The sequence below is a fragment of the Kerstersia gyiorum genome, from assembly GCF_048595715.1.
GTDB lineage: Bacteria > Pseudomonadota > Gammaproteobacteria > Burkholderiales > Burkholderiaceae_B > Kerstersia > Kerstersia gyiorum.
Genome location: NZ_CP169556.1, coordinates 3,857,205 through 3,877,778, shown reverse-complemented (window position 1 = coordinate 3,877,778; position 20,574 = coordinate 3,857,205). Strand labels below are relative to the sequence as shown.

The window sequence follows — 20,574 nt, the reverse complement described above, 5'->3', positions numbered from 1 at the left end:
TTTTTTAGGCCTGTACCCAGAAAAGTCCCGTCGCCGCAGCCTGCCGCAAACTTGCCCACAGCTTATACACAGCCTGCCCACAGCCTTTTCACAGCCTTGCCAACAGGGAATACACAGGCAATTCCACAGGCTTATCAACAGGCCGCCGATCCTCGGCGGCAAGCCAGTGATCCCGCTGAGGGAAAGGCAAAGAAAGAAAATACCGTTGCAGTACCCGCACTACCGTATCAAATAATGTTGAGATCGTGTCTTATTTTCATGTATCTTAATATGCAGCGTTGGCTTCCCTTTGCGAATACTGCCATGACACCCATTGATTCGCTGCGCCAGCAGACCCTGTCAGATCTCTATCATGCGCATCACAGCTGGCTGGTATCGCTGCTGAGACGCAAACTGGGACGCGACGGTGATGCCGCGGCAGATCTGGCACAGGACACCTTCCTGCGCCTGATGCGCATCGACCTGGCCCCCGTGCTGGAGGCGCCGCGGTCGTACCTTACCGTCGTGGCCGACAACCTGGTCGTCAGCCGCCACCGGCGCGCACGGCTGGAACGCGCCTATCTGGAAGCCCTGGCTGCCCAACCCGATCAATATGCGCCGTCTGTCGAAGCCCGCTGCATCCTGCTCGAAACGCTGGAAGCGCTGTGCACCATGGTGGAAGCCTTCGAGCCGCGCACGCGGCGCATCTTCCTGCTGGCGCAACTCGAAGGCCTGAACTACCCGGAAATCGCCGAACGCATGGGCCTGCATCTCAGCACCGTCAAACGGGACATGAGCAAGGCTTACCTGCAGTGCTATCGCATTGCCTACGGCATTTGAACCATGCGCGCCTCACTCTACCTGCCCAGCGCTCCCTCGCAGCCTAACGAAGCCATCGTCGCAACCGCCATCGACTGGCTGATCCGGCTGCGCTGCGATGATTGCGCCAATGTCCGCGCCGCCTGTCAGCGCTGGCGCGCCCAGCACCCGGACCACGAACTTGCATGGCAGCGCATCTGTACGCTGGACGCCGATTTCAGCCGGCGCCGCCAGCAGATCGACGGGCAGGCCGCAAGCAGCGCGGTTGAACAGGTACTGCGCCGCGACAGGCGCAGGCAGGTACTGAAAAAAGGCGGCATAGGGCTATCTTGCCTGCTGTTGCTGGCTGCATGGCAGCGCCGGCCCCTGGAGAACCAGTGGCATATCCTGCAGGCCGACCTGCGCACGCCCACCGGCGGCCAGCGCCAGGTTACCCTGCCTGACGGCACCCAAATGCTGCTCAACACCGGGACTGCCGTCGATATCCGCTATGACGATACCGCTCGCACCCTGCTTCTGCACCAGGGGGAAATCCACATTGCCACGGCCCCGGATGCCCGCCAGCGGCCCTTTGCCGTCATCACCGCCGAAGGGCGGGTCATGCCGATCGGCACCCGTTTCACCGTGCGCAGCAACCCGGAAACCGACCGTACGGCCGTGCAGGTGCTGGCCGGCGCGGTAGAACTCTACCCGGCAGACGCGCCTGACCGCACCACGCGCCTGGAAGCCGGGCAGGGTGCCAGCTTCAACCGCCAGGGAGCGACCCACGCGGCGGCCCTGCCCAACACGGCCGCTGCGTGGGTCGATGGCATCCTGGCTGCCGAAGACATGCGGCTTGATGACTTTCTTGATGAGCTGGGCCGATATCGCAATGGCTGGCTGCGGTGCCATCCCGACGTGGCAGCCCTGCGCCTTACCGGCACGTTCCCGTTGCAGGACACCGATCGCATCCTGGCCAGCCTGCCGCGCTTCCTGCCGGTGCGCATCCAGCGCAAAAGCCGCTATTGGATCAGCGTGGTGCCACGCGCCTGATTTCGGCCTGCTTTGCCGGCCGGCGCAGGTCCGGCTGCGCTCACCATCCCGCCCTGGGCAGGCTACTGCTGCCGCAGGTTTTTAAATAATTATGTAACAAGCGCGAACCGATTTCATTCTCAAGCGTTAAGTCCTGTGAAAGCAGCAGATCCGAACATGGAATCCGCGCCGTCCTTTTGCTTGAGAACTGTTCATGTCCTTGTGCCGTCCCTTCCGCCCGTGCCGCATCCTGGCCGCCAGCCAGCCTCGCATGACACGGACTCTCCTATGCTGCGCCTTGCTGGGCCTGCTATCCCAGCCCTTGTGGTCGATTCATAATGCCCATGCCGCCCAGGCCGTGGCGCAGGCCGATCCAGCCCGCGTTGACTACGCCATTCCCGCTGGCCCCCTGAGCCAGGCGCTGATCCAATTCGGGCGCACCTCTGGCAGCCTGGTCACGGTAGACCCGGCACTGACCGCGGGGGAACACAGCCTGGGTGTTCATGGCAGCTATCGTCCTGCAGAGGCACTCACACTGCTGCTGGCCGGCACCCGCCTGGAAGCCATCGCCACCCCGGAAGGCGGCTGGCGCCTGCGTGCCCGCCCTGAAAACAATGGCCGTGGCGTGGCCGAACTCAGCAGCGTGGAAGTCATCGGCCAGGCACAGGACGCCAAGGACATGCCTTACCAGAGCGCCTTATCAGCCAGCGTCCTCACCCGCGACGACATCGAGCGCTTCCGTGGCACCTCCGTCGGTGACATCTTCCAGGGCGTGCCCGGCGTGCTGGTCGGCGAAAACCGCAACTCCGGCGGGCTGGACATCAACATTCGTGGCATGCAGGGGCAGGGACGGGTACCCATCCTCGTCGACGGCGCGCGCCAGGAAACCACCGTCAACCGCGGCTACTCCGGCGTCATTTCACGCAGCTACGTCGACCCAGACCTGATCGGCGGCATCACCATCGAAAAGGGCCCCGTCATGAGCGCCCAGGGCACAGGCGCCACCGGCGGCCTGGTTACCATGCGCACCCTGGATGCCGCCGACATCGTCAAGGATGGCGAAAGCTTCGGCATGCGGGTGCGGGGGCAGGCGATAGGGAATAACAGCGGTTCGCCCATCGAACCAGGCACGCCCGCTGGGCTGTTTACGGGGAATTTTCAGGGAGCGGCTCCGGTATACCGTCAGGATTGCCTGACTGAGGATATTTGCAGCGGCGAATACGCCATGCCTGATGATTGGGGGTATGCCGAGGGCATGGACCGCCCCGGTACCTTCAAACCCAAAAGCTGGTCTGGCAGCCTGGCCATCGCCAAGCGGCTGGATCATGTCGACCTGGTCGCGGCATATTCCCAACGCCACCAAGGCAATTACTATGCCGGCACCCATGGCCCCTCAGCCTGGATGGATCTATCCAACACGAAGAAAAAACCCTTCTATACCGAGGTCTACCCGGTCATTCAGGGCGCATCTCGCTTCCAAGCAGGCGAACGCATTTCTGGCACAAACTACGAAGCTAAATCCGGATTATTGAAAGCAAAAATCTATTTGCCTGCCGACCAGGAGTTGGAATTGAGCTGGTTGCGCTACAGCAGCAGCTATGCCGAGCTGATGCCAGGCACGATCTTCCGTACTGAAAACTTCGTCCCGATCACTCAGCCGGAAAACAGCGAGGTTGTCGCCAATACCTACACCAGCCGTTACCGCTGGGTACCGGCCGACAACCCCTGGCTGGATCTGCGCGCCAACCTCTGGCATACCCGCACAAAATCTACCAACAACAGCCCCAGCGCAACCCAGGTCAACGTCTACAACAACGAACGGGAAACCTATAAACGCACAGGGCTGGATCTCAGCAATACCACTACGCTGGATCTTGGCCGCCTTGGGGAAAGCCAGTTCCGCTATGGTGTGGCCGGGCAATGGGAAGACGTCTACACCATCCCCCTGACTGAAGATTTCCGTGACAAGGCAGGGCGCAATGGCGATCGCAAGGAGTACAGCGCATTCATCGCCTTGCAGTACAAACCCGTCAACAGCCTGACACTGGATGCCGGCTTGCGCTACAGCCGTTTCCATTCCCAGGATGACAAACCCATCACCATCTACAGCAACGATAGCCCTTATTGTGTGGATGCCGATGGCGACGGCAAATGCGACCCGCTGGAAAACAGCAACCGCTCCAGCGGCAGTACCCCCATCGTCAGCCTAACCTGGGAACCGGTCTCAGGACTGCAGTTCTATGGCCGTTATGCCGAAGCCATGCGCATGCCCAGCCTGTTCGAAAGCACCAGCGGGTTCTCTTTCGAATCGGTCCCGGATGTCCCGTTGAAACCGGAACGGGCCAGGAATCGGGAAATCGGCCTGAATTTCATGAGCAACGGCCTCTTGGGCAGCCATGACCAACTGCGCCTGAAAGCCGCGTATTTTCGTAATTTCACCAAAGACTACCTGACCCGTACCACCCCCAACGCCGGGGAATGGGGCGTAGGCGGAGAACAGATCACGGCAGACACGCTGGTCATGCGCAATATCGACAGCGCCCGCTTCCACGGCATGGAATTTGCCGGCAGCTATGACGCCGGCGTGTTCTTCACCGAGTTCGGCGTCACCAAATACAACGAGATCGAGATCTGCTACGCCGGCAGCTACCGTGTCAACGAATGCAACGATTACGGCATTGCCGCCAGCTACATCAACAACATGATTCCGCCGAAATGGCATGGCAGCCTCATGCTGGGCACACGGCTATTGCAGCGCAAGCTCACCCTGGGCCTGCGCGGCACCTTCATGGGGCAACGCACCAATGCGCCCGAATACAACAACGATACCAACCGTGCCTTCCTCAAAATCGTGCCCTGGCACAAATACAAAGTCTTCGATTTCTTCGCCAGCTACAAAGTCAACGACAGTGTCACCGTCGATTTCAACCTAGATAACTTCACCGACCGCTTTTACCTGGATGCCCTGGGGCTGGGCCTGGTTCCTGCTCCGGGGCGTACCGCCAAACTGGGCGTCACGCTGCAATTTTAAGAACCGTCATCGAGACCTGCACAGCCATTCATGCGCACTTTTCATATGAATATTTCTCAATTTCATTTTCATTACATAAATTAACCCGGGCGACCTGATTGAATCGCAACGGCACAGAACCCGGGCACACCAACGATCACGAAGGGAGAACTCAAACAATGACACCCACAGTATTTCGCAAACTGCTGTTGACCAGCCTGGCCAGCGCCACCACGCTGCTGGCCGCCTGCGGCGGCGGCGGGGGCAGCGATGGCGACGATACCGTCAACAAACCGACAGCAAAAATCTCAGCCAGCCAGACCCGCATTCCATTGGGTACGGCCGTCACCCTGGACGGTAGCGCCAGCAGCAGCCCCAATAGCGGCACGCTGAGCTATGCATGGGAACTGGGGCCTAAACCAGAATCCAGCCTGGCTGCCTTGACCAGCACAACAGCTTCCAGCACCGGGTTCACCCCGGACCGGGCCGGCGAATATACCGCCACGCTGGTGGTCAACGATGGCACCGCCAGCAGCAACAATGCCAGCGTTGTCATCACAGCCACCAATCCGGATCCGGTGGCAGTTATCAAGTCACCCGAACAAGCAGTGTTGCTCAACAGCACCGTTACGCTTGATGGCAGTGCCAGTCAGCCGCCCACCGATGCTGACCCCAGCAAACTCCGCTATGAATGGACGCTGGTCACCCAGCCCGGAGACGGAGCCGTCATCGAACTCCAGCACGCAGATCAACCCATTGCCAGCTTTGTTGCCAGCAAGATCGGCGAATATAAAGTCCGACTGGTTGTCACCCATGGCGACAAGCGCTCTGCACCGGTAGATGCTGTCATCAAAGCCAATGTCTCGAACAGCAGCCCCGTTGCTGTCATCAAGACAGATGGCGAACCGGCGTACCTTGGCAATGAGCTGGCACTGACCGGTACGGTAGGCAAAGCGGTAAAGCTGGATGGCAGCGACAGCTACGACCCTGATGGCGATACCTTGCACTACCGCTGGCGCTTCAATCCGGGATACGCGCCACGATTCAAACCCGCTATTTCCTCTAGCAGCATTAGCAATGCCAATCAGGCCATTGCCGAAATCATTCCCGATGCGGTCGGGCGCTATCGCATGCAACTCGTGGTTTATGACCAAAGCGTAGAAACGATCAAGGATATCGTACTCACGGTTAGCGCCGCTTCGGATACGCCTGATACCGCTCCTGTTGCCAGGATCAACTATGGCAATGATATGGAATGCGAACACAATGGCCCCTACCCCTACTATCAAGTTTGCAGCGTCTCATCGCTAGGAACAGGAGATGTCAAGGATGATACCAATCTCACTTACACCTGGAGTTGGTGGAACCTGGAGACACCCGGGCAGAAAACCACAACCACCTCTGCCTCTAACTACGTGGGTATCCCATCCACCACTGCCGGCAAATTCGGCGTCAGCCTGGTTGTCAAGAACAGTGCCGGCCTGAGCAGCGCGGAAGCCTATCAAGTCCTGCATATCAAGGCGGGCGCGAACGCTGTGCCGGAGGCTGTTGCCTCTACAGAATTCGCTCGAGTCATGGTGAACACGACCGCATCGCTGAGCGCCAAAGGTAGCACCGATGCCAACGGAGACCCCTTGCAATACAAATGGACATGGGCGGATCGGCCCGATGGCAGCCAGGCCACCCTTGTGGGAGATACCAGCGTAGAGGCCAGCTTCATTCCAGACCAGCCAGGCATGTATACGGCGCAATTACACGTCAGCGACGGCAAGGCCGACGCTGAACTCAGACGTGACTCCTTCGTCAGCGTTTTTGCAAAAACAAAAAACAACCCGCCAGTGGGGACACTGAATACCGCACCGGTAACAACAAACATCATCTCTTCTGTCACGGCTGCTCCGGACCAGGCGATCTGCCTTGAATGTACAACGATGTTCTTCGCGCGCCTCAGCGATCCGGACAACGACAGGCCCCTGTATTACTTGCTGACCCAGACACGCCACACGGGCGACCCTGAGTTGGCAATAGCAAGCATCAGCGGGCAGACAAACGGTACCATCGGAGAACTAGGTTTCATTAACAGGACATTCGCCAAGGTTCCTGGAAATTACGAGTTCCGTCTTCTGACCAGCGACGGCATTGATAGTCACGAGCATGTCTACAACTTCAATGTCGTGAAACAGAATGATTACCCCTCGTTGTTGTTCGTTCGTGCGACACCTGAAGGCGAGCCCACCCCTTATCAGCTATTTTTCCCATACCAACGAACCTCGCATACCAATGTTGAGACCGCCGGAGAGTACGGCTATGTCGAGCGCTATTACCTCAAGGCGTATGACCGCGACTACACGATCACTGATGTGAAGACTACAGGTAAGGATGGCCTGGTGGCTTCATTCCAGGGATTGGAGGAAGGCAAAGTCATACGCAAAGGTGAAAGCCTGGCTGTCACGCTTGTCCGGCCACTGATACCCGATGAATTGTCGCTTTCCCAGGCAGAGCGGGACGCACAGGTTAAGTCATACGGCTTTTCGTGGTCTTTCCGCTTCAAGGAAAGAAACGACTTCAGCGTTCTGGTCAATCACTGAGCGCTGAATCATGAATTCACGCCATCCGGCGTGATAACCGGCACGGAATAACAGCCTGTCCCTGGCTGCCATTCCGTGCCCCAGCAAACGATGTGAATGCACATCATTCTAGGAGCTTTTCATGTTTACATTGAAGCAAGTGTTTGTTGGTATTTCCCTGGCAACCGCTGTTGGTGCCGTCCATGCGCAAAGCATTGGCAGCGTTACCAGCAACGACGTCTTCCTGCGCGCCGGCGCAACCACCTCCACCGGCTTCCATGGCCCGGTCGGCGCGCCCGGCATCGGGCTGGGCGAAGGTGAAACGTGGGTGATCAGCCTGCAAAGCATCTCGCTGCCTTTCACCAAGCAAGATACGTTCAACGGCTTCACCCGCTACCAGTTGAAGGATTACGCTCACTCCAGCCCGGGGCCTACCCCTGACACGAAGGACTACAACTTCAACTGGGTACAAGTGCCGACGGCTTCCAACGGCGCGCTCAAGGTTTACTTCGGCCTGGTGACGAAGAAAGACACTACGAACGTGACCCAGGCCTTCGAAACCGGCGATCGTACCGGCTTCGCTGCACCGGCTGGCGGTACTTCCTATAACGCCGCCGGTTTGCTGGTCGCAGGCGCTGTTGACGGCAGCAGCCCGGTCAAACTGACCGGTACGCTCAACCTGAATGGAGCGCAGACCGTTTTGAGCGGTTCCCTGGCGGATGCTGCGGCGGCACATACGCTGGCGATCAACGCCAATAACGTCAATGCCACGGCGGGTACGTTTGATGGCCACTCGACCTATAAAGGCACGTCGTACAACAACAGCGTGAACGGTCACTTCTACGGTGCAGGCGCCAACAGCGCGCTGGCTGGCACGGTCAATGGCGGCAGCGACTTCCAGGCCGCCTTCGGCGGTATTGCGCAATAAACAGGCCTGCCATGATTAACCTTACGGTCAACACATCCAGGGACTTCGGACACGCCTGAGGCGTGTCCGTCCGGAACCTGTCCGCAAGGGCAGGTTCCGCGTTTATTGGCAGCACCGAACTGGAACGACCCCATGCGCTTTCTGTTATTTCACCCGCACAAGCCATTGCGATCCCACCTGGCCCTGCTTTTAATTGGATTTGCCTTGCCCGCTGCCAGTTGGGCGCAACAGGACACCAGTGACCGTCTTTGGCAAGGCACCGAACAACGCGCCCGGCAATTGCAGCAGGAGGCAGCGCCCTCCGATGCCGACGAAAGAAGAACCAACGCAGGGTTGACCGAGCTGAGCCAGAATCCGTATGACCGTCTGCAAACCCTGACGCTCGGTATTCTCGATGCAGTGAATCAGCAAGACTGGTTCGGCGCAGACAGACTGCTGCGTCAATATGCGCAAGTGCCACGCCATGATCCCGCACTGTTCGATTTCGTGAAGGCCAGCCGCCTGGCTGCCGACGAACGCTATACCGAAGCCATCGAAACCTATCAGGCAGTATTACGCACCAACCCCGGCTTCTTGCGCGGCCTGTTGGACCTTGGCCAGATCCTCTACCTGGACGGACGCCTGAAAGAGGCTGACACCACCTTCCGGCAATTGCGATCTCAATCTCTGCCCAATGAGATCCAGCAATTCATCAACGAATACATCGGCGCCATCGAGCGCCGCCAGCAATGGCAATTTTCGCTCTCTGCCGACTGGGTTCATGAAGACAATCTAAATCAAGCGTCTACATATGTAGACGCTTGCGCCCTGGTATTGGCCGGCTCCTGCTTCAGCAACAAACCCGGCGAAAAAATCAGCGACAGCGGCACCTATTTTGAAGCCAGCGCCAACAAACTGTGGGCGCTTTCCGGACACCATGGCCTGCTGTTCCGCAGCATCAACTATGGCAACCAGTATTATCACGAAGACGATTACAACAATCTGGTTTCCATTAATTCCCTAGGGTATCAATACAGTTCCGCACGCAATCAGTTTCAGCTCCTGCCTACCTTCGAATATGACAATGAAGGGGGACATCGCGCCTATCATTCGTTCGGTCTGCGCGCGAGCTTCAGCCGCCAGTTAACGCCACGCGCGCAACTGGAAGCCAGCCTGGAATACAAGGACCGGCACTTTTCGGATCGCTTCAATTTCCTGCAAGGCAATTATCGCAGTGCGTCATTATTTGGTACCTACATGCTTCAACCCAGCATGCAGCTCTACGGCATGCTGACATGGCGCGACAGCGATGCTGAATCGAAAACGCTGGCCTACCATGAAAACATTGCCCGCGTCGGTATCTATAAAGTCTTTGGTGACCAACTGACTGTCAACCTTGCCTATGGCCACCGCCGTAAACATGCCGAAGCCGCCAACTTTCTTTTTAATGGCCGCCGCCAGAAAGACCGCGAAAACACGATCTACCTAGGCATCACCGTGCCACGCCTGGCCTGGCAGGGGCTAACGCCCTCATTCAGCTATGAATACCGCAACAACCACAGCAATATTCCACATGCTTATTCATACGAGAAGAACCGCGTCACACTGGGCCTGAGAAAGATATTCTAAGACTGGATTTTTCTGCCGCATGCTCTCGCTGTGCGGCAGAAAACTCATAGACAGACCCTGTCATCCACAACCTTTCAACATACTTATACCCATACTTATCAACAGGCCGTAAGCATGCAGAACAGGCTTCCAGGCAGGTGGTTCAACCCAGCTTCACCACCTTCCCCGTCGCCGCTGCCTGGACTATCGCTTCGGTCACGCGCAGGTTCTGCACGCCGTCGCGCACCGTGACCAGCGGTTCGGCTTCGCCGCGCACCACGGCAGCAAAGTGGGCCAGCTGGAAGTCGATGGGGTCGCCACGGCGCACGTCTTCGCCGCCAACTTCAAACGGCTTCCACCACGAACGGTCAGCCTCGCGCGCGTAGGTTTTCATGCGCATGGTGGGGACGGCCAGCGAACCCATGGTGCCCGCCAGGGTGTAGCAGTCTTCGTCGCCATAGGTGGAGTAGGCCGGGTTTTCCTGGCTGGTCTGTTCCCAGCTGCTGGCGCTGGCGGCCGTGTCGGACAGCATGAACACACCCAGCACGCCATTGGCAAAACGCAGGTTGATGGCTGCCGTGTCTTCCACCGCGAAGCCGCGCACCGCGTTCGATGCGAAGGCCTGCACGGCAATGATTTCGCCGCACAGCATGCGCAGGTTGTGCACTTCGTGAATCATGTTCAGCAGCACCGGGCCCGCGCCCGGTTCCTTGCGCCAGGGCGCGCTGGCGTAATATTCGTCCGGCTTGAAGAATTGCGCGCTGCCCATGACGGAAACCAGGCGCCCCAGGCGCCCGGATTGCACGATTTCACGCGCCTGCGCCATGATGGGGCTGTGCGTGCGGTGGTGGCCAACCAGCACCTTGGCGCCTTCGGCTTCCACGCGCTGCATCAGGGCTTCGCCTTCTTCCACCGTGGCTGTCACCGGCTTTTCCAGCAAAATGGGCAGGCCCGCGTCCAGGCACTCATTGGCATGCGCCAGGTGCAACTGGTTGGGGGTGGCCAGGATGACGCCATCAGGACGCTCAACCGCCAGCATGGCGGCCAGGGAAGGGTAGCAGGGCACGCCGGCCTGGCGCGCCACTTCCTGCGCCGCAGGCGACGGATCCACAATCGCTGCCAATTCGCAGGTTTCATTACGACGAATACTGTCCATATGCGCCTGGCCGATATATCCGGCGCCGGCCACCGCTATGCGGGTCTTGCTCATCACTGACTGCTCCTGTTGCTAACCATATCCCGGCCGGCGCCTTGCCGGCCGGGCATCTTCTTTACTCGCCACGCAGGCCGGCGAGCTCCGCCTGTACTGCATCAACGGTTTCCTGGCCAACGATGGCGGCGTGCTTGGCAATCACCGGCTTCATCAGCTCACGCAAGTGCTGTTGCTGCTCATCCGACAGCTCCGTTACCTGCATCCCGCCCTGTTTCAATTTCTCCAGCGCAGCCCCTTCGCTTTCACGCTGGTACTGGCGCTGAAACACGGCCGTTTCCTTGGCCGCGTCACTCACAATCGTCTGCTCCGCCTCCGACAGTTTGTCCCAGGTGCGCTTGCTCATCACCAGGGATTGCGGGTTATAGACGTGCCGTGTCATCACCATGTGTTTCTGCACTTCATCCAGACGGTTGGCCGAAATGATGGTGACCGGATTTTCCTGGCCGTCGATGGCACGCTGTTCCAGCGCTGCATATACCTCGGGCCAGGCAAGCGGCGTCGGGTTGCCGCCCACCGCGCGCACCCAATCCAGGTTGATGGTGCTGGGAATCACGCGCAGTTTCAGGCCGTCGATATCCTCAACCGTCTGAATCGGGCGCCGGTTGTTGGTAATGTTCCGGAAACCCAGTTCCCAGTAAGCTAGGCCCACCATGCCCTTGTCTTCGAACTTCTTGTGGATGGCTTGCCCAACCGGGCCGTCCACCACCTTGTCGGCTTCTTCCGCGCTGGCAAACAGGAACGGGAAATCAAAAATTCCGGCTTCCTTCACCTGGTTGGAAAAAATCCCGGTATTGACCAGAACGAAGTCGATAGTACCGCCTTGCGTGGCAGAGATGGTTTGCGCATCGCCCCCCAGGACGCCGCCTGGAAACAGATTCACTTTCATTTTGCCGCCGGATTTCTCCGCCACCAGATCCGCAAACCGGTGCGCGCCAACGACGCCGGCATGCCCCTCCGGGCTGGCCGTCGCCAGCTTGAGCGTACGCGCCTGTATATCCTGCGCCAGCGCCGCACTGGATGCGGCCAGTCCTGCGGCCAGCAGGGCGGCTTTGATGAATTGCTTTGCAAACATGAAGTTCTCCTCGTTTTTTTTATTGGCCCGGCTGGGCGGGCCTGCTGCCGGTCACCCAGGTTTGGGTGGCCGGCGTCGTAAAAGCCTGCCGAACTCAGCCGTACAGCCAGGCTCCGGGTACTGTGATGATTCCTGGGAAAGCCACCAGCAGCATCAGCAGCGCAATCATGGCGAGCAGGAACGGCCCGATTCCGCGGATGACACTGTCTATGCCGACTTTGCCTACCCCTGCCACGGTGTTCAGCACCGTTCCCACAGGCGGGGTAATCAGGCTGATGGATGTATTCAGCACAAACATCACGCCGAAATACACCGGATCAATCCCCGCCGCCTTGACGACTGGCATCAGCACAGGCGTCAGCAACAGAATGCAGGGCGTCTGATCCAGCGCCGTGCCTATCACCAGTACCAGCAGCATGATCGCCAGCATCAGCAGTTTGGGGTGATCCAGCACCGGCTGCAGCAGCGTGACGATTTGCGCCGGCAACTGGGCAATCGTGATCAGCCAGGCGGACACCATGGCAGCCGCCACCAGGAACATAATGATGGAACTGGTGCGGGCCGCCCCGACAAACACATCGCAAAGCGCGCGCCAGGACAGTTCGCGGTACACCAGCATGGAAACCAGCAGGGCATAGACTGCCGCCGCCACGGCGGCCTCCGTGGGCGTAAAGACGCCAAAGCGCAAGCCCACCACAACCAATACCGGCAGGCCCAGCGCCCAGGCGGATTCGCGCAGTGCTTCGCGGACCTCTGCACGCGAGCGGCGCGCCCCAATTTCCACAGTTTCACGGCGGACCAGCCACCACCACGCCAGCCACAAGGCAATGCCCAGCAACAGCCCGGGCACAATGCCCGCCATGAACAGCCGGGCAATGGACACATTGCCGGCCACACCGAAAATGACGAGGGCGATGGAAGGCGGCAAGACAGGGGCAATAATGCCGGCGGAAGCAATCAGGCCAGCCGAACGCGCTTTATCGTGCCCGGCGGCGACCATCATCGGCAGCATCAAGGCAGTCAGGGCAGCCGCGTCCGCCACGGCGGAACCCGACAACGCGCCCATGATGCAGCCCGCCATGATGGTCACATAGCCCAGGCCGCCGCGAATATGCCCGACCAGCGCCATGGCCAGCGTCACAATCCGCCGCGACAGACCGCCGGCATTCATGATTTCCCCGGCCAGCATGAAGAACGGCACGGCCAGCAACGGAAAGCTATCCGCGCCATTGACCAGGTTCTGGGCCAGGATCTGCGCATCGAACAAGTCCAGATGCCACATCAGGGCCACGCCACTCAGCAGCAGCGAAAACGCGATGGGAATGCCCAGCGCCATGGCGCCAATCAGGGCACCAACAAAGACCAGAATGGTCATGAGCGGGCCTCCTTCACCAGGCGTTCACCCGCCTGCTCGGCCGCAAACCCCAGTTCTTCCTGTGTTGCCTTGCCCGTTACCAGACGCAAGAACTGCAGCAGCAGCGTCAAGCCCGCCAACAGGGCGAACAGGGCGCCAGCGCCATAGAACCAGGCCGTGGAAATTTCCATGGCCGCGCTATTGGTATCCCAATTGATGATCATCTGTTCCCAGCTGCCTTGCAGCAAAAGGCTGCAGACATACATCATCAGCAACTGCCCCAGCCCCAGGCAACAGCAGCGCAGACGGCGCGGCAACAGGCGCACGAACAAGTCCGTGCCCATATGCGTGCGCTGCTGCACCGCGACCGCCGCCCCCATGAACGTGATCCAGATAAACAGCCAGCGCGACATTTCTTCCGAAATGGCGATGCCTGAATTAAATGCGTACCGCAACACCACATTGCTGAACACCAGAACCACCATCACCGCCAAGGCAATTCCGATGAGCATGTCTATCAAACGGCAAAGCCGCTCCACCCATTGCATCATTTTTTTGTCTCCATTCTCATGCCTTGCCTGCCTCGGTTCCTATGCAGACCAGCCGGACGGGACAAGGGCAGGCTAAGTGTAGATTTGCAGGCAAACCACATCAGCCCCCTTTGCATGGATTCAAAAAACACGAATTGTTGATAATTCCTCCGAATCAGGCGCTTAATTCCCGCGCCTGGCATCCGGCCTAGGAACCCGACATAAAAATGCCTATCATTCATTGACAAATCCCCCCTGGCCCTCTACGCTTGCCAGCGTTCCTGGGGGGGCCCACTCAATGGGCTGAGATTCCGCTGTATCGCGGTGACCCTTAGAACCTGATCCGGATCATGCCGGCGAAGGGAAGGGAGTCTGCCCACGCGCGCGCCTGTCCGCTTCTTCAACCCATGGTTGCGCGCCGGGTTGCTGTGCCTTTCCGGTACACGCCTGTTCCCCTTTTTGCGCGCAGCCAGATTTTGCGGCCATCCTGAAGGATCGCCGCAGGAGATGCGCTGTCATGCTCACTGAAAACGCCACCCTGGCCTGGCTGCTGGGTTTTTCGGCGCTTTATGCCCTGGCTGGCGTGTTTTATGCCCGCCGCCAGCGCGATAACCTCGAAGACTTCATCGTTGCTCGCAACAGCCAGGGTTCCTTTGCCACCATCCTGACGCTGATGGCCTCCTCGCTGGGCGCCTGGATTCTGTTCTCGCCCCCGCAAGCTGCCACCTGGGGGGGCCTGGCCGCAGTGATCGGCTATGCCCTGGGCTCGATGTCCCCACGACTGATCATGATTCCGCTGGGCCAGCGCATGCGTGAACTCAGCCCGCGCGGCCACACGCTGACCGAGTTCCTGATCGTACGCTATGGCCGTCCGATGTACGTGCTGACGCTGTTGATCATGCTGTTCTATATGTTCATCTCGCTGACGGCGGAAATCACGGCCATCGCCAAGCTGGTCACGCTGCTCGCCCCCATCCCGCTGTGGGTCACTGCGGCCATCGTCATGGGCTTCACGCTGCTTTATACGGCCTATGGCGGCTTGCGCGCCTCCATCTTTACCGACAAGGTGCAGATCGTCATCATCGTGCCGCTGTTACTGGTCATGCTGTGGCTGGGCTGGAAGGCCACGGGCGGCATCAGCGCCACGGCCGAGATACTGCGCCAGCAGGCGCCGCAACTGCTGGATCTGACCAACGCCACCGGCCTCAAGGCAGGCGTCACGTTCTTCGTCGCCATCCTGCTGACCGGCATCTTCCACCAGGGCAACTGGCAGCGTGTTTATTCCGCCAAGGATATCCCGTCCATGCGGCGCGGTTTCCTGCTGGGCGGCGTGCTGGTGGTGCCCTTCATTTTCGTGATGGGCCTGTTCGGCCTGGCCTTCGTCGCCTACCACCCCCAGGGCGATAGTTCGATCGCGCTCTTCACCATCATCATGCCGGATGTGCCGCTCTGGTTCGCCATTGCGCTCATCCCGCTGGGGCTGGCGCTGGTCATGAGCAGCGCCGATACCGTGATCAGCGCGGTCTCCAGCATTATTGCCGTGGATGTCAAACGCCTGGCCCCCAATACCAGCACGACCACGCTGCTGCGCCTGGCCCGCTGGCTCATCATGCTGCTGGCCATTCCCGTGATGATTGTCTCGGCGCAAGGCTATAGCGTGCTGTACCTGTTCCTGCTGGCAGACCTGCTGTGCGCCGCCGCCGCATTCCCGGTGTTCTATGGCCTCTACAGCCGCCGCCACGACGGCCGCACGGCCACGCTGGGCACCCTTGCCGGCCTGGCGGCTGGCCTGACCTATTTCCCGTCACCCAGCGGCAACATGAACACGCTGCTGGAATCCTTCCTGCTGGCCGCATTGGTGCCGGTCGCCGTGGTCTGGCTGTTGCAATTCGTGCTGCCGAAGCGGCAAGAGTTCAAATTGGAGGACTTGCATCTGGCGGTGCAGCGGCTGGACCAGGATTGATGACTGCCAGACGGGCGGGCCCGCCACCAGCCCGGCCGGCTACCAAAAACTGTCCCTAACGCTGCACCTTCGTAACCGTCCGGCGAACCCACCTTGAATGGTTGCCAGAGATCGAAGAGCATACGTGTCCACTTAAACAGGTGGACACGTATGCTCTTAAAGTTAGAAGAAAGCCCAGGCCGTCGGCGTCGCCGTCGGTACACGGACGAATACAAGGCGGAATTGGTCGCGCAATGTCAGCAGCCACATGTCTCGGTAGCGGCGATAGCGCAGGCGCATGGCGTCAATGCCAATCTGCTGCGCAAGTGGATACGGGAGCCATATCTGGCAGTAGCATCAGCATCGAGACTGGACGTCACAATGATCCGCCCGGCGCCTGACTTCATCGAGTTGAAACCTGCCACGATGACGGATCCATCGCTCGCCCCTATGCATGCCTCCTCAGTCCGGGGGCAGATCACAGTAGAACTGCCGTCGAGCAAAGGCCCTGTTCGCCTTCACTGGCCCGCCGAGTACGCCGACCGCTTGGCAGTGTGTCTGAAGGTGTTGCTGACATGATTCGCATCGACCACATCTGGCTGGGCGTGGAGCCGGTGGACATGCGCAGCGGCATGGACAGGTTGCTGATGCAGGTGGTGGCGGTGTTCGGTCGAGCGCAGCCGCATCACGCGTACCTGTTCGCCAACCGTCGTGGTACACGCATGAAAGTGCTGATCCACGATGGCTTCGGTATCTGGATGGCGGTACGCCGCCTGCACCAGGGCCAGTTCGCATGGCCGACGCTGGGCAGTCACGTGAACCTGTCGGTGGAACAGGCATGCGCCCTGGTGGTGGGTCTGCCGTGGCAGCGCATGAATGCGGATGGCAGCCTGAGCGTGCTGTAGCCACAGCGCGCAATCGGGGGCATCGGCAATGGCGTGATGGCATGCTGCATGGCATCATTGGCGCCATGTCTCAATTGCCCGTTCCCGACCTGACCCAACTGGATAACGCTGCCTTGCAAGCGTTGGTGCAGCAGTTGACGGGCCAGGTCGAACGGCTGAACCAGGACAATCTCTACAAAGAAACGCGCATCGGGCAACTGACGCACGAGCTGGCGATCCTCAAGCGTTACCGCTACGGCAAGAAGAGTGAGCGCCTGGCGGGCGAACAAGGCAGTCTGCTGGATGATGCGGTGGATGCTGATCTGGCGGCGATAGAACAGGAGCTGTTGCAGCTGAGCAGCACGCGACCGTCGGCTCCAACAGCTACAGCACCCAAGCGCCAGGCGTTGCCGCCGGCGCTGCCGCGCACCGAGATCCGCCACGAGCCGGACAACACAACCTGCCAGTGCGGCTGCCAGTTGCAACGCATTGGCGAAGACGTGACCGAGAAGCTGGACTATGTACCGGGCACTTTTACGGTCGAGCGTCACATCCGTGGCAAGTGGGCCTGCCGCCAGTGCGAGACGATCACCCAGGCGCCGGTGCCCGCGCAGGTGATCGACAAAGGTCTGGCAACAACGGGCCTGTTGGCCCAGGTGCTGGTCGCCAAATACGCGGATCACCTGCCGCTGTACCGTCAGGAAACGATCTATGCACGGGCTGGCGTCAAACTGGCGCGCTCCACACTGGCAGAATGGGTGGGCGTCTGCGGGGTGCGGCTGCAACCGCTGGTTGATGCCCTGCGTGCCGAGGTGCTAGCGCAGCCCGTACTGCATGCCGACGAAACGCCGGTACAAGTGCTGCAGCCTGGCAGCAAGGCCACGCATCGCGGCTACCTCTGGGCCTATGCGCCAGGCGTGTTCCAGGACTTGCGAGCGGTGGTGTATGACTTTACCGAGGGCCGGTCCGGGTCTCATGCCCGTGCGTTCCTGGGCGACTGGCAAGGCAGCCTGATCTGTGATGACTACGCGGGCTACAAAGCCAGCTTCGGCCTAGGCGTGACGGAAGTGGGTTGCATGGCACATGCCCGGCGCAAGTTCCACGAACTGCACCAGGCGAATAAAAGCCAGATCGCCGAACAGGCGCTGGCCTCGATCCAGGCGCTGTATGCCATCGAGGCCCAGGCCAAAACCTTGACGCCGGAAGCACGGCAGCGATTACGGCAACAACAAGCGCGGCCCCTGGCTGATGCGCTGCACGCCTGGCTGCTGGCGCATCGGGAAAAGGTGCCGGGCAATAGCGGCATCAGCCGTGCCCTGGACTACAGCCTAAAACGCTGGGCAGCGCTGACGCGCTACCTGGATGATGGGCGCTTGCCCATCGACAACAACTGGATCGAGAACCAGATCCGGCCGGTGGCGCTTGGGCGCAAGAACTGGTTGTTCGCAGGATCGCTGCGGGCGGGACGGCGGGCGGCTGCCGTGATGAGCCTGATCCAGTCGGCCAAGCTCAATGGGCATGATCCGTATGCTTATCTGAAGGATGTGCTCACGCGCTTGCCGACGCAGCCCAACAGTCGGATCGAGGAGTTGCTGCCGCATCGGTGGCAACCTGACACGACAAGCTAAAAGATAACGGCCGCTAACGCGGCCGTTCGTCAATGTGCGTTGACCGGACGGTTACGCACCTTCGGCTTGCTGCCCCCAGGAGGGAGTTGTCTTGGGGAGGCCCGGCGACAAAAAACAGCCTGGAGGCGTGGCCTCCAGGCTGTTTTCACTTCATCAGCCGGCCGCATATGCTCAGCCGGCACTCAGTTCTTCTGCGCTGCCTTGAAGATGGTGAAGCCGTCGTTGGCTGCCACCAGCAAACGGATGTCCTTTGCCACCAGCTTGCCGCCGGAGGTAGTAACGGTATCGACGATCAATACGCCGTTCTGCGCCAGGTGACCCTTGTAAGAGCAGCTGCCTTCGGTCACGTCGGAATACTGCAGGCTATCCACGCCGAACATGTTCTTGGCTTCGCTGGAAGGCTGGTTGTTCAACAACGCCACCGCCTTGCAACCCTTGGTCGCATCACCGACGATACGATAGCGGCCAGTCCCGACCGGCTCGTCATCGTCATTGGTCGTCATGATTTCCTCTACTGTCAGCGACGTCAGCACCGGACGGCTGCCGAACGACAGCCAACCGCCTTCCCCTTCATAGCGGCCACCGTTTCGTACCGCCTGGAACAATTCCGTGCCGGTTTCCTGCGGCGGCTGCACATAGCTCATTTCCGTGGCGGTCGGCAGGCCGCGAATTGCCGTCGACGAGAAGTTATTGGACGGATCATCGTACAGGCCACGCAGCTTGACCGTATTGCCGACGTTCTCGTTACGCAGCGTGCCCGCAAAATGAATGCCGCTGTAGATCGTATCGTTGTAGCGGCGCCAGAACAGCGCGTCGTCGGCATAGAACTGGCCATTGCTGCCTTCCATGCCCAGGCGCGTGATGCTGTAGAGCACGTCGCCATCACCACTGCCCCGGTACATCAAATATTCATGATTGGGCAGCACCACCATGTTGACGGCCTGGCCGGTGAAGGGGTCCGTACCGCTCCATGAGCCTATCGGGTTGGTCGCGGCGCTCGCGGTATTGCTGGCAAAGGTATTGAACGTGCGGGGAATCGCTGCAGTATTGCCCGGCTTGAGGTAAGTACCGTCCAGAATATAGGTATTGATATTGCCCAGGCGCGTTGCCAGCCAGATGCCGGATTTCTGGTAACTGTCGTCGTAGCGCACGATGGCAGTGCCCGTCAGCGCATTGCCTGCCTGTTCGCAGGTATTGCTGGTGGTAGAACCGAAGTCGTTGTACAGCGTCATGCTGACGGAATAGAACGGGCTGGTGGCACCGGAATTGGCCGCGTCGCTACGAGGCGTCACCATGCCATAAAAACGGCAGTTGCCGCTGCGGCCGCTCAAGCGGCCTGCCCAGTCCACATACAGGGCCCAGCCGCCACCATCAGAAGTATCGCCGCGATATGCCCCCTGAATGCCGTTGGTGATCAACAGGTTCGAATCCTGGCTCGACAGCAGGTTGTCGTATTCCATGCCGAAGGTAATGAACGTCGACGCGGAATAGGGCGAGGTAAAGCGACCGTCCATGGTGCCGGAATCCGTGTTCCAGGCGGCAGTGGTGCGTCCAGCGACCGTTGCCGTCACCGACGCAATGGAGCGGAACGAACCTGTGCCGGTGGAAACGGCAGGGCGCATGTAATACGTGGCATTGGTGGCGGAGAAACGGCCACCGGACTGCGTCCAGTTGCCATACAGGCCGTCATAGCCGGTTTCATCGGTACCGCCACGGGCAAAGAAGAAATTCCCGTTGCTGCCCGTCACACCCGCACTGCCGGGGTCGACGATACCGAACATCGTTTGGCCATCACCGCTTTTGCCCGACCAGACGCCGGCAGGATACTGGCTCGTGGTTGAAATAGGCCCTTCGCCGATATCGCTGTCATCGCCATCGCCGCCACCACAAGCAGCCAGCGCGAAGGCGCAAAGGGATAGGGCGGCGCTTCGGCTTGCTGCCATACGGAAAATTTCCAGTCCGCTCACATTGACTCCAGATTTTGCTGTGTCCCACCGTCCGGTTGCATGAGCGACGGCGGGACTGAGTTTTCACAAGAAAATGCCTACTG

15 protein-coding genes and 1 riboswitch are annotated in these 20,574 nt (G+C 59.8%); of the genes, 10 read left to right on the top strand and 5 right to left on the bottom strand.

Going from position 1 to position 20,574, the window contains the following annotated elements; genetic code table 11:
* The first annotated feature begins 303 nt into the window (after positions 1-303).
* The 6 genes from ACEW7X_RS17030 (at position 304) to ACEW7X_RS17005 (ending at position 9,922) form a co-directional block, all read left to right on the top strand.
* Positions 304-819, top strand: a complete 516-nt coding sequence (locus ACEW7X_RS17030; protein ID WP_068373745.1) for a sigma-70 family RNA polymerase sigma factor — start codon at positions 304-306, stop codon at positions 817-819.
* Positions 820-822: 3 nt separating this feature from the next.
* Positions 823-1,830: a FecR domain-containing protein gene (locus tag ACEW7X_RS17025; protein WP_068373531.1), complete on the top strand. Its 1,008-nt coding sequence runs from the start codon at positions 823-825 to the stop codon at positions 1,828-1,830.
* A 250-nt stretch (positions 1,831-2,080) separates the two neighbouring features.
* Entirely contained in the window at positions 2,081-4,840 is a 2,760-nt protein-coding gene (locus ACEW7X_RS17020; RefSeq protein WP_420177458.1) for a TonB-dependent receptor domain-containing protein, read from the top strand.
* Between the two features lie 158 nt (positions 4,841-4,998).
* On the top strand, positions 4,999-7,407 hold the full coding sequence (locus tag ACEW7X_RS17015; protein ID WP_420177457.1) for a PKD domain-containing protein: 2,409 nt from the start codon (positions 4,999-5,001) through the stop codon (positions 7,405-7,407).
* A 121-nt stretch (positions 7,408-7,528) separates the two neighbouring features.
* Positions 7,529-8,314, top strand: coding sequence for a hypothetical protein (locus ACEW7X_RS17010; protein ID WP_134837881.1), 786 nt, complete (start codon positions 7,529-7,531; stop codon positions 8,312-8,314).
* Positions 8,315-8,518: 204 nt separating this feature from the next.
* Positions 8,519-9,922: a surface lipoprotein assembly modifier gene (locus ACEW7X_RS17005; protein ID WP_420177456.1), complete on the top strand. Its 1,404-nt coding sequence runs from the start codon at positions 8,519-8,521 to the stop codon at positions 9,920-9,922.
* 142 nt (positions 9,923-10,064) lie between these two features.
* Here ACEW7X_RS17005 and ACEW7X_RS17000 read toward each other — a convergent pair whose 3' ends face one another.
* From ACEW7X_RS17000 to ACEW7X_RS16985, 4 genes are all read right to left on the bottom strand, one after another.
* Positions 10,065-11,111 (bottom strand): Gfo/Idh/MocA family protein, encoded by a 1,047-nt coding sequence (locus tag ACEW7X_RS17000; RefSeq protein WP_420177455.1) that lies wholly within the window; start codon positions 11,109-11,111, stop codon positions 10,065-10,067.
* Positions 11,112-11,172: 61 nt separating this feature from the next.
* A complete protein-coding gene (locus ACEW7X_RS16995; RefSeq protein WP_068373512.1) occupies positions 11,173-12,186 on the bottom strand; it encodes a TRAP transporter substrate-binding protein in 1,014 nt (337 codons plus the stop codon).
* Positions 12,187-12,280: 94 nt separating this feature from the next.
* A complete protein-coding gene (locus ACEW7X_RS16990) occupies positions 12,281-13,561 on the bottom strand; it encodes a TRAP transporter large permease subunit (protein WP_068373510.1) in 1,281 nt (426 codons plus the stop codon).
* Positions 13,558-14,091 (bottom strand): TRAP transporter small permease, encoded by a 534-nt coding sequence (locus ACEW7X_RS16985; protein WP_134837878.1) that lies wholly within the window; start codon positions 14,089-14,091, stop codon positions 13,558-13,560. The genes ACEW7X_RS16990 and ACEW7X_RS16985 overlap by 4 nt, the downstream gene beginning before the upstream one ends.
* 252 nt (positions 14,092-14,343) lie before the next feature.
* Positions 14,344-14,452, top strand: a riboswitch (TPP riboswitch).
* 135 nt (positions 14,453-14,587) lie between these two features.
* Here ACEW7X_RS16985 and ACEW7X_RS16980 point away from each other — a divergent pair.
* The 4 genes from ACEW7X_RS16980 to tnpC all read left to right on the top strand — a co-directional run bounded on the left by ACEW7X_RS16980 (position 14,588) and on the right by tnpC (position 18,524).
* Entirely contained in the window at positions 14,588-16,033 is a 1,446-nt protein-coding gene (locus tag ACEW7X_RS16980) for a sodium:solute symporter family protein (RefSeq protein WP_127775479.1), read from the top strand.
* Between the two features lie 150 nt (positions 16,034-16,183).
* Positions 16,184-16,591: an IS66-like element accessory protein TnpA gene (gene tnpA / locus ACEW7X_RS16975; RefSeq protein WP_420177454.1), complete on the top strand. Its 408-nt coding sequence runs from the start codon at positions 16,184-16,186 to the stop codon at positions 16,589-16,591.
* Complete coding sequence (gene tnpB, locus ACEW7X_RS16970; RefSeq protein ID WP_253104750.1) at positions 16,588-16,917, top strand: IS66 family insertion sequence element accessory protein TnpB; 330 nt, start codon at positions 16,588-16,590, stop codon at positions 16,915-16,917. The genes tnpA and tnpB overlap by 4 nt, the downstream gene beginning before the upstream one ends.
* A 65-nt stretch (positions 16,918-16,982) precedes the next feature.
* A complete protein-coding gene (gene tnpC, locus ACEW7X_RS16965; protein ID WP_420177910.1) occupies positions 16,983-18,524 on the top strand; it encodes an IS66 family transposase in 1,542 nt (513 codons plus the stop codon).
* Positions 18,525-18,706: 182 nt separating this feature from the next.
* Here the strand turns inward: tnpC and ACEW7X_RS16960 are convergent, their stop codons facing one another.
* Positions 18,707-20,467 carry a hypothetical protein gene (locus ACEW7X_RS16960; RefSeq protein WP_130486341.1) on the bottom strand — a complete coding sequence of 587 codons (1,761 nt, stop codon included), beginning with the start codon at positions 20,465-20,467 and terminating at the stop codon, positions 18,707-18,709.
* Positions 20,468-20,574: the final 107 nt, after the last annotated feature.

Excerpts from the sequence above, each read along its gene's own strand:
- tnpB (WP_253104750.1), top strand. The coding sequence starts at position 16,588 with ATGATTCGCATCGACCACATCTGGCTGGGCGTGGAGCCGGTGGACATG.
- ACEW7X_RS17015 (WP_420177457.1), top strand. The coding sequence starts at position 4,999 with ATGACACCCACAGTATTTCGCAAACTGCTGTTGACCAGCCTGGCCAGC.
- ACEW7X_RS17030 (WP_068373745.1), top strand. The coding sequence starts at position 304 with ATGACACCCATTGATTCGCTGCGCCAGCAGACCCTGTCAGATCTCTAT.
- ACEW7X_RS17020 (WP_420177458.1), top strand. The coding sequence starts at position 2,081 with ATGACACGGACTCTCCTATGCTGCGCCTTGCTGGGCCTGCTATCCCAG.
- tnpA (WP_420177454.1), top strand. The coding sequence starts at position 16,184 with ATGCTCTTAAAGTTAGAAGAAAGCCCAGGCCGTCGGCGTCGCCGTCGG.
- ACEW7X_RS17000 (WP_420177455.1), bottom strand. The coding sequence starts at position 11,111 with ATGAGCAAGACCCGCATAGCGGTGGCCGGCGCCGGATATATCGGCCAG.
- ACEW7X_RS16960 (WP_130486341.1), bottom strand. The coding sequence starts at position 20,467 with ATGGCAGCAAGCCGAAGCGCCGCCCTATCCCTTTGCGCCTTCGCGCTG.
- tnpC (WP_420177910.1), top strand. The coding sequence starts at position 16,983 with ATGTCTCAATTGCCCGTTCCCGACCTGACCCAACTGGATAACGCTGCC.
- ACEW7X_RS17010 (WP_134837881.1), top strand. The coding sequence starts at position 7,529 with ATGTTTACATTGAAGCAAGTGTTTGTTGGTATTTCCCTGGCAACCGCT.
- ACEW7X_RS16980 (WP_127775479.1), top strand. The coding sequence starts at position 14,588 with ATGCTCACTGAAAACGCCACCCTGGCCTGGCTGCTGGGTTTTTCGGCG.
- ACEW7X_RS16990 (WP_068373510.1), bottom strand. The coding sequence starts at position 13,561 with ATGACCATTCTGGTCTTTGTTGGTGCCCTGATTGGCGCCATGGCGCTG.
- ACEW7X_RS16995 (WP_068373512.1), bottom strand. The coding sequence starts at position 12,186 with ATGTTTGCAAAGCAATTCATCAAAGCCGCCCTGCTGGCCGCAGGACTG.
- ACEW7X_RS17025 (WP_068373531.1), top strand. The coding sequence starts at position 823 with ATGCGCGCCTCACTCTACCTGCCCAGCGCTCCCTCGCAGCCTAACGAA.
- ACEW7X_RS16985 (WP_134837878.1), bottom strand. The coding sequence starts at position 14,091 with ATGATGCAATGGGTGGAGCGGCTTTGCCGTTTGATAGACATGCTCATC.